The sequence below is a fragment of the Sphingomonas sp. UYEF23 genome, assembly GCF_040546165.1.
Classification (GTDB): Bacteria; Pseudomonadota; Alphaproteobacteria; order Sphingomonadales; family Sphingomonadaceae; genus Sphingomonas; species Sphingomonas glacialis.
This window is the reverse complement of sequence record NZ_JBEPNG010000003.1, coordinates 165118-178033: the sequence shown is the minus strand read 5'-3', so window position 1 is coordinate 178033 and position 12916 is coordinate 165118. Positions and strand designations below refer to the sequence as shown.

Here is a 12916-nt window from a genome sequence, read left to right as displayed (position 1 = left end):
GTTTGCGATCCGCAGCGGCACGGGGGAGCGGTCTTCAGTGCCGCGCGCGGCGGTCGATCTCCTCGCGGCGCATCCGCCCGTCCTTGAGAATCGCCTGATGGTAGCGGCGCAGCGCAGCGCCGCTGCGCCGCTGCGCGCCGTCCTCGATCGCCAGCGCGGCGAGCATTTCGGCGGTGCGCGTCATCGGATCCTGCGCGATTCGCGCGAGATCGGCGTCGAACGGCGCGAAGGGGACGGGCTCGCCTTGCCACGCGACCAACCGCGCGCGCGCCTCGTCGATCGACTGGCCGTCGCGGTGGATCGCGAGATCGGCGAGCGCGCGCCCGATCCGGAACAGCCGCCAGTGGAGCTGGCCGAGCGCGGAGAGGGGGTCGTGTGCGTAGCCCCCGTCCTGCGCGATCCGCTGCTCGATCGCGATGCTCCAGCCTTCGGTGAAGCACGGTGCATAATCGAGCCGCAGCGGATGCGGATCGGCGATCGCCTCGATCGGGAGCTGGATCATATGCCCGGGGACGAGTTCGTGCGCGACGACGCTGGGGAGCGTCCAGCGCGGTCGATCGTGGACATGCGTGAGGTCGACTCGGTAGCCGCCGGGATGACCGGGCGTCGGCAGTGTGCGCGCACCGATCCGGCCGGCGGCGATGTCGGCGGCGCTCGGCCGGATCGCGGCGACGTCGAGCGCGTAGCGCGGCACCGGCCCGATCAGCGTCGGCACTTGCGCGCTGAACATCGCGAGCCAGCGGTTCATGTCGGCCACCGCGGCATCGCGACCGGCGTCCGAATCGGGGTACAAGTCGCGCTCTTCCTGCCACAGCCGCGTGAAGCCCGCGCCGGTCGTCGCGCCGTTGATGCCGATCGCTCCGAACAACCGCGCCGCCTGCACCTCGCAGCGCGCGCGCTCGCGCTCGAGCCGGTGCGTCGCGGCGTCGAGCGTGACGCCGTCGCCGAGCTTGCGGCGCAGCAGGAGCGTAAGCAGGCCTGCGTCGCGGGTGCCGCTCGGCTTGGCGCGCGGATCGACCCCGCGCGCGACGATCGCGGCATCGACCGCGAGCCCTGCGCGCGCCGTCACGAGATCGAGCCGCGCGGCCGGCGAGAGTGCGGCTGCATCGAAGGACGCGAGGAAGCGCAATGCCGTGACCGGATCGCGCTCGGCGCGTGCGGCGTCGAGTGCCGCGCGCAAGGCGTCGCTGGCCGCACGCGCGCGCCATGGCAGCAAGGCGAGCGCCGCGCCGCCGGCGAGGACCGCGCGCCGCGTCGTCATCGCACGCGGTCGGCGAGCGCCACGCGATTGTTCTGGCGCGTCACGTCGGCTGCGCCGTCGAGCGGATCGACCTGGACCGCGAGCTGTTGCGGATCGCGGCCGGGGGGGATCGTCAGCGTGACCGTGGCGGTGCGGGGCAGCAGATCGCTCGGCGCGGCGAGCGGGGCAAGCGGAACGCTGGCGAGCATCGCGTCACCCCACAGCGAGACGCGCGCTCGCGGCGTCGCGACCGCGCCGAGGCTATGGACGGTGACGTGCACGGTGCGCCCCTCGACCCGGATGTCGTCGCGGCCGATGCCGAGATCGGGCCGCGTCTCGACGGGCGCCGATGGCGTGACGAGCGCGAAATCGTAGACCGTCATCGCAGTGGGGGCGAACGCCACGGGCACGCTCGCGCTGCGTTCGAGCGTGATCGCCTCCGCTGGGCCGACCGCGATCATCGTCTTGCCGTCGTCGGTCGTCGTGCCGCGCGTCATCGACCAGCGGCCGGCGGTGACATTCCAGGCGGTCATCGTCGCGGCCTGTGGCGTCGCGCCGATATTGTAGCCGAGCACGCGGAAGTGCGTCGGCGTGGCGTTCGGCAGCAGGATCGCGACCTGTTCCGCAGCCCCGGCTTGGGCGAAGCGCCAGCTCACCGTGTTGCCCGGCCAGGTCTGGTTGCGCTTGAGCGCGATTCCGCCGAGCCGTTCGCGCTGGAGGATTTCGTTGGGCTGCTCGACACGGTCGGACCACCAATGCCCTTCGGTGTACATCGCCATATGCTGCGATTTGTCGGCGATCGCGTCGGCGTGGAGCGCGGCGAGCGTGCCGAGATCGCCGCTTGCCGACCAGGCGGCGTAGCGTGCGAACGCCTCGTCGCCCTTCGCCGCGCGGGCGAGCAACGCCAAGCCTTGCGGGAGCGCGGTGAAGGCGTTTTCGTTGAACTCGGCGAGCGCGGCGCCGCCGCCCTTGGTCGCGCGCGCTTCGATCGGGCGGAGATATTTCGCGTCGCCCGTGAAGCGCCACGCCGCCCACGCCGATTGCAACGGCGTCGTCACCCCGCCGCCGTCGCCGACGCGCGTGGCGTCACTGCGCCAGTTGATCTCGTTGGGGTAGGACCACAGCCCGTCGTCGCCCTGTTTGCCATGCGCCATCCAGCCATCGACCGTGCCGGTGACGAGTCCGCGCGCAGCGGCGTTGCCGTTGTAGAGGCCGAGCAGGATCGGCGCGTGCATCACCGTCCAGCTATACGGCTTCTGCCATTCCCACGCGCCTTCGCGGTACATCGTGCGCCCGCCATACCAGTTGCTGGCGAAGTGGAGATGGCCCGCGGGGTTCCTGAGGATCACGCCCTGCAGCGCCTTGGTGGTCGCCATCAGCCGTTCGACCGCGATCGGTTCACCCCAGTTGAGATAGAGCCGCTCCGCGTCTGAGTTGAGCCCTTCCTCATAAGCGTGGAGCTCGTCGGTGGTGATGTAGCCGAGGCCGTTCACGCGCATTCCGTTCTTGTACGACGCGTCGGCGAGCGCGCGCAGCGAGGCGTTGATCTTGTCGGGCTCGACGCCCATCAGCGCGAGGTCCGGCCATTGCTGCGTCAGATCGGTATCGTCGGAAATGCCGCCGCCGAAATCGCCGTACGGGACCTGGCGATGGTCGATCCACCAGTCGACGAACTGCCGCGTCAGCTTGAGATCCTCGAGCTGGCGGAACGCCCACAGCGGCACCCCCGCGGGGGCGGTGGGCTGCACGAAGGGTGGCATGTTCTCGGGCCGATAATCGATGTCGGCCCAATATTGCCGTGCGAGGACATTGTCGGGATCGACGCGCAGCAAATCGGTAACGTCACCGAACACGCGCGCGTAGAGCGCCTCGCGCTTCGAGGCGGTGTGCTCCTCGACAAGGAAGCCCCAATTGTCCTTCACCTGGTTGAGTCGGTCGGCGATATGTTCGGGTAGTGCTGCGGCGCGGTCCTTGAAGACCAGGCGGATCTTGGCGCCGTTGAGCGATGCCGCGTCGAAGCCCGCGTCGCTCGACGCGATGCTGAGATAGAGGCTGTCGTTCGACAGGATGCGGTCGCGCAGGTCGAGCCACAGCGTGCGCGCCTCGCCGGGGCGGACCGAGACCGAGAGGTCGATCATGTCGCGCGCGGGCCAGATCGGGTCCTTCACGCGGATGTCGAGCGCGATCGGGCCGCTGCCTTTCAGCGCGGGCAAGTCGAGCGCGATGCCGTCGAGCCCGTCATGGAGGTTCTGCCACCCGTAATCGAACGCGCGCGCGAGCGGCTTATCGGGATAGGCGTCGCCCAGACTCGCCGGGATGAGGATGTGGACGATCGGCAGGCCCGCGCTGCGCGGCTGGACGGGCGCACCGGCACCCGCCGCGCCCGCACCGACCGCGGCCTTGATCCCCGCGCTCGGCAACGCGACGACGGTGGTGCGCTCATCGGGCGCGTATCGCCCGGCGATGAAGCTTTCGAGCGGGGCGAGCGACGCGATCCGGGTCGAGGCGTTGGCATCGAGCGTGTAGGAAAGCTTGAAACGTCCCGCCGGCTCGGCCCCGGCCTGGACGTCATACGCCCACAGCTCCTGGATCGGTTGCTCCTGCATCGTGTTGACGAAGCTCAGCGTGCCGCCCTGCCGCTCGGGCGTGGTGGTGACGCTGCGCACGACGCCCTTCGCCCGCGTCGCGAGCGTTGTGGAGGTGCCGCCTCCCGACCATGACAGCGACCCATACGCCGCGCCGCGGATCTCGACGCGGTTGAAGCGCTCGCCCGCCGGGACGGTCAGATCGTAGCGCTTGCCGCCTTCGACATAGACGTTCCAGTCGGGCAGCTCGAAGTAATCGTCGCGGCCGGGGAGCTTTGAGCGGTTATAGACGCCGGGCCAGGTCGTCTCGGCGATGCCGTCGACGCCCTTCCACATCCATTGCTTGAGATCCTTGGCGTCGGCGAACTCGACCTTGCGCACGGTGGTGACGGGCGCGTCGAGCAGCGGCGGCAGCGTCTTGTCCCAGCCGTAGCGGTGGAGCCAGGCGGTGCGGCGTGGCCCCGTCTCCGGCGGTGGCGCCGGGGCAGGCTCGCGCTTGTCGGCCAGCGCCGCGACATCCGCAGCCTGCAGCATGTGGTCGTAGACGCGGATCTCGTCGAGATCGCTGCCGCGCATGAAATGATAGCGGCTCTGCACCTGGTGCGGCGACATCACGCGGCCGGCGAGCCCGAACTGGTCGAGCCCCGAATCGAGATCGGCGACTTGATCCTTGCGTGCGACGAGCGCGCCGTCGACGAACAGCTGGACGCCCTTGGTCTCGTCCCACGCGAAGGCGATGTGCTTCCAGGCATCGGCCGCAGGCGTCTGCGGGATCGTCCACGAGACGCGGATTCGCGACAAATTGGCGTCGGTGACGAAGGCGTCGAAGCCGTGGCCGTTCCAGTCGATCCGCAGGAACGCCATGTCCCAGCTGCTGTGATCGGCAAAGCCTGTGCGGAAGATCACGAACGGCGCCTGGCCGAGCGGGTCGCGCGGCCGCCAGAAGAAGCTCAGCGTGCCGCGCTGCGCGCGAAAATTGCCTGGCGCCTTCCACGCGACATAGCCGTCATCCGCCCAGCGCGCCGCGCCGCCGATCGCGCCATCGGGGACGACGGTCACGTTGCTGCGGAAATTCGGGACGGGATCGCCGACCGCCACATCCGCAGTCAGGCTGGCATCGGCCGAGGCGCGGAACAGCAGGCCGTCCCCGTGGCTTGGCGCGTCCTGCGCGATTGCCGGCGACGCGACCGCGATCGCGATCAGGCTCGCCAGTCCGACCTTACAGCGCATCGACGCGAGCCAGGCGCGGGGAGAGGAGATGGATCACGCCGACCGCGATCAGATAGACGCTGCCCGCGACCGCGAAGATCAGCGTGTAGCTGCCCGTCGTCTGGAGGATGTAGCCGGTGAACTTGGCCATCCCCATCCCGCCGATCGCGCCGACCATCCCGCCGATCCCGACGACCGAGCCGACCGCCTTGCGCGGAAACATGTCCGACGGGATCGTGTAGAGATTGGCCGAGAAGGCCTGGTGCGCGGCGGTCGCCAGCCCGACGATCGCCACCGCCGCCCACAGATTGGCGACATATTGCGCAAAGAAGATCGGCATGACGAGGAAGGCGCACGCCAGCATCACCGTCTTGCGCGCGCGATTGGCGCTCCAGCCGCGCTTCATCAGCTTCGACGACGACCAGCCCCCCGCGATGCTGCCGAAATCGGAGATGAGATAGATCACGACGAGCGGCGGGCCGAAGCTCTTGAGATCGAGGTGGTATGCCTTCGACAGGAAATCGGGCGTCCAGAACAGGAAGAGCCACCAGATCGGGTCGATCAGGAACTTGCCGAGCGCATAGGCCCAGGTCTCGCGATAGCCGAGCAGCTGGATCCACGGCATCTTTCCGCTCGCATCGGCGGGGTCGCTCTCGATATACGCAAGCTCGGCCGCCGACACGCGCGGCTGTTCGCGCGGGCGGCGATAGATCGCGATCCACGCGACGAGCCAGACCAGACTCGCCACGCCGGTGACGATGAACGCCATCCGCCAGCCGAAGGCGAGCGTGATCGCGGGGACGATCAGCGGCGTGATCACCGCGCCGATATTGGCGCCGGCGTTGAACAGGCCGGTGGCGAAGGCGCGTTCGCGTGCCGGAAACCATTCCGACACGGCCTTGATCCCCGACGGGAAATTGCCCGATTCGCCGAGCCCCAGCACCGCGCGCGCGGCGGCGAACTGCAAGGTCGATCCGGCAAAACCGCACAGCGTGTGGCCCGCGGTCCAGATGATGAAGGCGAGCGAATAGCCGACGCGCGCGCCGAGCCGGTCGACGATCGACCCGAAGCTGATATAGCCGATCGCATAGGCCGCCTGGAACCAGAAGACGATGTCGGCATAGGCGTTCTCGTCCCAGCCGAATTCGCCCGAGATGTTGGGCTTGAGCAGCCCGATCATCTGCCGGTCGACATAGTTGATCGCGGTCGCCGCAAACAGCAGCCCGCAGATCAGCCAGCGATACCGCCCGCTCGCGCCCGCCATTGCGGCGCTGCCCGTGCTGTCGATCGGAAATTCGGCCGTCGCCATCATCGCTCTCCTGTCGGCGGCCCTATGCTGGGCCTTTATTCCGAAAATCGTCGGGGTGTTGCTATTGCGCGGAAATGCTGCACGCCACCTGCAGGCGGTTATCGAAGATCGCGACGACCTTCGCACCGATCGCGACCGGATGCACGCCGCTGACCGCGCCGGTCGAGATCCATTGTCCCGCGGACAAGGCGATCCCGCGCGCCGCCATCAGCTCGAACAGGAAGCGCGCCGCGCCGAACGGGCCGTCGAGCATCGTCGCGGCGGTCGCCACGCCGGTCGTGACGCCGTCGATCGTCAGTTCGACCGGCCAGGCGTTGACGTCGATGTCGCGCCAGTCGGACACGTCGGCGCCGATGACGAGCCCGTTATTGTTGCCGAAGTCGGAAATGGTGACGCCTGCACCGTGATCGTTGATCCCGCCGAAGGGCGAGCTCGCGATTTCGATGCCGACGCAGACGCGGTCGATCAGCGCAGTCGCCTCGGCGAGCGTATAGTCGCGCTTGGCCGGGTCGGGCGCAGTGCCGATGCGCAGCAGGAACTCGGCCTCGGCGGCGGCGAAGCCACCGGCGAAGACGGGCATCGCGCGCGGCGTGTCGCCTTCGTCGAAGGTCCGGTCGGCGAAGATCGGGCCGGCGAGGCGGTCGGCGCCTTCGAACGGCGGGTTGATCCGCCCGACCTTCCAGCCGGCGATCGGCTTGTCGGTCAGCGCGATCGCGGCGTCCTGCATCGCATAGGCTTCGGCGAGCGCTGCTGGCATCGTGCCGGGATATTCGACCAGGGCGGTGGCGTTACGCCGCGCCGTGACGAATTCGCTGGCGATCCGCGTGATATTCGTTTGACCGGTTTCGGACGTCACGTGCCGCAATCCCCCCTCGTGCCGTTCGATCGGCTTGTCGCGACTGGGTATGGGAAACCGGTGTCATTGACAAGAGGGGGTGCGACGGATCGCGTCGCGCCCGCCGCTCAATCGGACGAAAGCATCGCCCAATTGCCATCGAACGCAGCCTGTGCGGCGGCGGCAATCGCTGCGACGGCGGCGGGATCACCGGCCAATTCGCCCGAAAAGCCGAGCTTTGCGGCGATCAGCCGATCGAGCACGGTGGCGGCGCCACCCTCGGCAGCGGCGGTGGCGAGTGCGGCGGCGGCCGGGTCGAGGATCGGCACGCCGGCACGTGCGCGCTGCATCAGGAAGGCGACCCAGCAGCCGAGCGCGACGACGACGTGCTGTGGCATTTCGCCGCGCGCACGATGCGCCGCGAGCGTGTCGCCGAGCCGATACGGAATCTTCTGGCTACCATCGGCGGCGATCTGGTCGAGCCGGTGGACGATCGCGGGGTTGCGGAACCGCGCGAGCACGGCTTCGCGATACGCGTCGTGGTCGAGCCCGGCGACCGGCTGCAGCGTCGGGATGATGTCTTCGCGGATCATCGCATCGACGAAACCGGCGAGCGCGACATCGCCCATCGCCTCGGACACGCTGGCATGGCCGCGCAGCAACCCGGCATAAGCGAGCGTCGAATGCGACCCGTTGAGCACGCGCAACTTGGCCTGTTCATAGCCCGCGACATTGTCGGTCAGCGTCGCCCCGGCGCGCGCGAGCGCGGCGCAGACGGGGGAGCCGACATCCTCGATCACCCATTGCGTGAAGGCCTCGCGCTGGACCGCGGCGCGGTCCTCGACGCCGAGCGCGGCGGCGACGGTTTCGTACAGTGCGGCGTCGCTGGCGGGAGTGATCGAATCGACCATCGTCCCGGGGACGAGCACTTGCGCTTCGATCCAAGCGGCAAGATCGGCGTCGGTCGTGGCGGCGAACGCCACCAGCGCGGCCTTCACCTTGGCGCCGTTATTGGCGAGATTGTCGCACGGCATCATCACGAAGGGCGGGGTGCCCGCCGCGCGCCGTGCGGCGAGGCCGCCGACGATCCAGCCGATCACGCTGCGTGGTACTGCCGGCGCGGCGAGATCGTGCACCACATCGGGATGCGCGAGATCGAGGCTGCCATCGGCTGCGAGGCAATAGCCCTTCTCGGTCACCGTCGTCGTGACGAGCTTTACCTCGGCGTCGGCGAGCAGCGCCTGCGTTTCTGCAGCATCGTCGGGGCCAAGGAAGCGGCTATGCGCACCGATCACGCGGAACCCCGGCGCGGCATCGCGAATCGCGAGCGTGTAGAGCCCCTGCTGCGCCGACAGCGCCTCGACCGTGGCAGCGCTGCGCAGCGAGACCGCGGCGATTCCCCAGCTCGGGTCGCCATCGAGCAGCGTGTCGATATAGCTCGCCTGGTGCGCGCGGTGGAACGCGCCCGGGCCGAAATGGACGATCCCGGTCGCGGGCGGGGCGGCGCGCGCGGGGCGGGCGATCGCGGCGGGGAGCGCGTCGAGCGCTGCATACTCAAGTCGGTTCACAGCGTGACACCCCGTTTCCAGATTGCGATCTCGCGCTCGCCATTGCGTTCGGCCGCGGTCGCAGCCCCCGAGGCGATCGCGCATAGCGTCGTGGCGAGCGCTTCGGCAACCGGCGCGAAACCGTGCTCGAGCACCGCGCCGGCGTCGAAGTCGATCCAGCCGGGTTTCCGCGTCGCGAGATCGCTGTTCGATGCAATCTTGAGCGTCGGCACGGGGAAGCCGAGCGGCGTGCCGCGGCCGGTCGTGAACAGGATCGCGGTCGTGCCCGCCGCGGCGAGCGCGGTGCATGACACGGCGTCGTTGCCCGGCGCTTCGAGCAGCGTCAGCCCGGTCGCCGAAACCCGCCCGCCATAGCCGAGCACCTGCGACACCGCCGCGCGGCCCGCCTTCTGCACCGCGCCGAGCGATTTTTCCTCGAGCGTGGTGATCCCGCCCGCGACGTTGCCGGGCGAGGGGTTCTCCGAAACGGGCTCATTATGATCGAGGAAATAGCGTTTGAAATCGTTGACCATCGTCACGATCCCGTCGAACACGCGCTCATCGACCGCGCGGTCCATCAGCAGGCGCTCGGCGCCGAACATTTCGGGGATTTCGGTCAGCACGACGCTGCCGCCCGCCGCGACGACGCGCTCGCTGATCCGCCCGACGAGCGGGTTGGCGGTCAGCCCCGACAGCCCGTCCGACCCACCGCACTTCACGCCCAGCACGAGCCGGTCGAGCCCGACCGTGCTGCGCTCGGCGCGCGCGAGCGCGACCAGCTCGGCGACCTTGGCGACGCCTTCGTCGATTTCGTCGCCGGCAAGCTGCGTCACCAGCGTGCGGATCATCGGGCGCCGCGCCGCCGGGATTTCCTCGAGCAACGCGGCGATCTGGTTCGATTCGCAGCCGAGCCCGACGATCAGCACGCCACCGGCATTGGGATGGCAGGCAAGCGCGGCGAGGATGCTGCGCGTCCCGTCGAGATCGTCGCCGAGCTGCGAACAGCCGAATGGATGCGTGAAGGCATGGACGCCATCGATCGCGCCGTCGCCGCTCGCGTGGGAGAGCGCCGCATCGGCGAGCGCGGCGATTCGCGTCGCGGTGCGCGCGACGCAGCCGACGGTCGGCAGCACCCAGATTTCGTTGCGCGTCGCGACTCGGCCGTCGGCGCGGACATAGCCCTGGAAGGTCGCGTGGTCCGGGTCGGCCGGCGGCGAGGCGACTGCGCCCGGCGTGAAGCGATAGTCGAGCGTCCCGTCGAGCGCGGTCGCAAGATTGTGCGAATGGACGTGCGCGCCTACCGCGATGTCGGCGGTGGCGGTGCCGATCGGGAAGCCGAACTTGGTCACGGGGGCGCCCTTGGCGATCGGCAGGATCGCGATCTTGTGGCCGCTCGGCGTGTCGGCCAGCGCCGTCACCTTCTGCGTTCCGAAGGTGAGCGTATCGCCGGAAAACGCGGGCTCGACCAGCGTCGCCACGGTGTCGTCGGGATGGATCAGAAGCGCTTTGGGCACGGCAAAGGTCTTTCGGTAACCGGTATCAGCGCTGTGCCCCAGCGCGCGCTCGCTTGGCAAGGCTTGCCCGTGTTTTGGTCAGGCCACTAGCCAAGCCCGCCCCGGGGCGATTATGTCATGGCCGATGAAGAGCAGCGGACAAACGACGATCAACGATGTCGCGCGGATCGCGGGCGTTTCGAAGAAGACCGTCAGCCGGGTGATCAATCGCTCGCCGCTGCTCAACGACGATACGCGCCGCCGTGTCGAGGATGTGATTGCAGAGCTCGCCTACATTCCCAACCCGCAGGCGCGCGCTCTGGCACTGCGGCGCAATTTCCTGATCGGGCTCGTCCACGACAATCCCAACGCGCAGATGGTGATGAACGTCCAGCAAGGCATTCTCGAAGCGCTCCACGGCACCGAGTTCGAGCTGGTGGTGCGCCCGGTCGATCGCGGATCGGCGACGATGCTGGTCGATCTGCGGCATTTCCTCGAACGCCAGCGGCTGTTCGGGCTCGTCCTGCTCCCGCCGATCAGCGAGAATGACACGATCGCCAAGCTGTGCGCCGAGATCGGCTGTCGCTATGTCCGCATGGGCTCGGCGCGGCTCGACGATGACGATCACATGGTCGCATCGAACGATTGCGAGGCGGTACGCGGCGCGACCGAATATCTCATCGCGCAGGGGCATCGCCGGATCGGGCTGATCGCCGGGCCGCACGGCTTCCGCTCGGCGCGCGAGCGGCGATTGGGCTTCGAGCAAGCGCTGGCCGATGCCGGGATCGCCTTGCCGCGCAGCATGATCGCCGACGGCAATTACACCTTCGAATCGGGGCTGACCGCGGCCGAGCGGCTGCTCGACCTGATGCCACGCCCGACCGCGATCTTCGCGTGCAACGACGAGATGGCGGCGGGCGTGATGCACGCCGCGCGGCAACGCGGGCTCGATATCCCGAAGGATCTGTCGATCGTCGGGTTCGACGATACGCCCGTTGCCGCGCATGTCTGGCCGCCGCTGACGACGGTGCGCTGGCCGATCGCTTCGATGGCGCGCTCCGCCGCGCTGAAACTCACCGCAGGGCTGGACGGCGAGGATATCGTCGAGGAGCCGTCGCTCTTCCTGTCGACGCTGATCCGCCGCGCATCGGTGGCGGCGCCAAGCCATTAGCGAATTTGCGGCGCGATCTTGCGACGCACCCTGACACCGGTTACCAAGCCCGCAAAGACAAGCGGGGCGGGAGATGATGATGACACGACCACTCGACCTGAACCCCGATCGGCTTTTCCCGAGCGACCCCTCGACCCGCGCGATCGCGCGCACGCTCTATGCCGAGATCGCCGACCTGCCGATCGTCAGCCCGCACGGCCACACCGATGCCGGCTGGTTCGCCGACGATGCAGCCTGGAGCGACGCCACCGCGCTGCTGCTCGCGCCCGATCACTACATCTTCCGGATGCTCTACAGCCAGGGCGTCGACCTCGATGCGCTCGCGATCCCGAGCCGAGCTGGCGTCCCCGCGACCGATCCGCGCGAAGCGTGGCGGCTGTTCGCGCAGAACGTCCACCTCTTCCGCGGCACGCCGTCGCGCCTCTGGCTCGACCATGTCTTTGCCGAGGTGTTCGGCTTCCAGGTCGCGCTTGATGCGACCACCGCTGATTTATATTACGACACGATCGCCGAGAAGCTCGCCAGCCCGGCGTTCCGGCCGCGGGCGCTGTTCGATCGCTTCAAGATCGATTTCCTCGCGACGACCGAAGGCCCACAGGACGATCTCGGCGCGCATCACCGGATCCGCGCGTCGGGCTGGCAGGGCCGTGTCGTCACCACGTATCGCCCCGATGGCGTGATCGACGTCGAGCATGAGCAATTCGGCCGTGCGATGACGCGGTTTGCCGAACTGACCGGCGAGGACGTCCATAGCTGGACCGGCTATCTCGCCGCGCACCGCAAGCGCCGCGCCGATTTCCGCGCGGCGGGCGCAACCGCGACCGACCACGGCCATCCGACCGCCGCCACCGCCAACCTGTCGGCGCACGAGGCCGAGGCGCTGTTCGCGAAGATCGTCGGCGGCAGCTGGACCCCGGCCGATGCCGAGCTGTTCCGCGCGCAGATGCTGACCGAGATGGCGGCGATGTCAGTCGAGGACGGGATGGTGATGCAGCTCCACCCGGGGAGTTTCCGCAACCACAATGCCGGCCTGTTCGCGAGCCACGGCCGCGACAAGGGCGCCGACATTCCGATGCGCACCGATTACGTCAATGCGCTGAAACCGCTGCTCGATCGCTTCGGCACCTCGACCGCGCTGTCGATCATCCTCTTCACGCTCGACGAAAGCGTCTACGCGCGAGAATTGGCGCCGCTCGCCGGGCATTATCCGTGCCTCAAGCTCGGGCCGTCGTGGTGGTTCCATGACAGCCCCGAGGGGATGCGGCGCTTCCGCGAGATGACCACCGAGACCGCAGGTTTCTACAACACCGTCGGCTTCAACGACGACACGCGCGCCTTCCTGTCGATCCCAGCGCGGCACGATGTCGCGCGGCGGATCGATTGCGGCTTCCTCGCGCAGCTCGTCGCCGAGCACCGGCTCGAGGATTGGGAAGCCGTCGAGCTCGCGCACGAGCTGACCAGCGGCCTCGTCCGCCGCGCCTACCGTATCGACCAACCCGAAGCCGCCGCCAAAGCGGCCTGACCCCG

Annotated in this window: 8 protein-coding genes; 2 read left to right on the top strand and 6 right to left on the bottom strand. The window is 68.7% G+C overall.

What is annotated here, in order from left to right; translation table 11 throughout:
- Positions 1-34: 34 nt before the first annotated feature.
- The 6 genes from ABIB28_RS06915 to ABIB28_RS06890 form a co-directional block, all read right to left on the bottom strand.
- On the bottom strand, positions 35-1261 hold the full coding sequence (locus ABIB28_RS06915) for a DUF885 family protein (RefSeq protein WP_354287366.1): 1227 nt from the start codon (positions 1259-1261) through the stop codon (positions 35-37).
- A complete protein-coding gene (locus ABIB28_RS06910) occupies positions 1258-5055 on the bottom strand; it encodes a LamG-like jellyroll fold domain-containing protein (RefSeq protein ID WP_354287364.1) in 3798 nt (1265 codons plus the stop codon). The genes ABIB28_RS06915 and ABIB28_RS06910 overlap by 4 nt, the downstream gene beginning before the upstream one ends.
- Positions 5045-6343, bottom strand: a complete 1299-nt coding sequence (locus ABIB28_RS06905) for an MFS transporter (RefSeq protein ID WP_189676376.1) — start codon at positions 6341-6343, stop codon at positions 5045-5047. Before ABIB28_RS06905 ends, ABIB28_RS06910 begins: the two co-directional genes overlap by 11 nt.
- Positions 6344-6404: 61 nt before the next feature.
- On the bottom strand, positions 6405-7199 hold the full coding sequence (locus ABIB28_RS06900) for a 2-keto-4-pentenoate hydratase (protein ID WP_354287362.1): 795 nt from the start codon (positions 7197-7199) through the stop codon (positions 6405-6407).
- A gap of 107 nt (positions 7200-7306) precedes the next feature.
- Complete coding sequence (locus ABIB28_RS06895) at positions 7307-8746, bottom strand: mannitol dehydrogenase family protein (protein ID WP_354287360.1); 1440 nt, start codon at positions 8744-8746, stop codon at positions 7307-7309.
- Positions 8743-10239 carry a UxaA family hydrolase gene (locus tag ABIB28_RS06890; protein ID WP_354287358.1) on the bottom strand — a complete coding sequence of 499 codons (1497 nt, stop codon included), beginning with the start codon at positions 10237-10239 and terminating at the stop codon, positions 8743-8745. Before ABIB28_RS06890 ends, ABIB28_RS06895 begins: the two co-directional genes overlap by 4 nt.
- 124 nt (positions 10240-10363) lie before the next feature.
- On the opposite strand from ABIB28_RS06890, the gene ABIB28_RS06885 reads away from it, so the two are divergent.
- Together ABIB28_RS06885 and uxaC are read left to right on the top strand one after the other, a co-directional pair.
- On the top strand, positions 10364-11389 hold the full coding sequence (locus ABIB28_RS06885) for a LacI family DNA-binding transcriptional regulator (protein ID WP_133191464.1): 1026 nt from the start codon (positions 10364-10366) through the stop codon (positions 11387-11389).
- A 79-nt stretch (positions 11390-11468) separates the two neighbouring features.
- A complete protein-coding gene (gene uxaC / locus ABIB28_RS06880) occupies positions 11469-12911 on the top strand; it encodes a glucuronate isomerase (protein ID WP_354287355.1) in 1443 nt (480 codons plus the stop codon).
- Positions 12912-12916 lie beyond the last annotated feature (5 nt).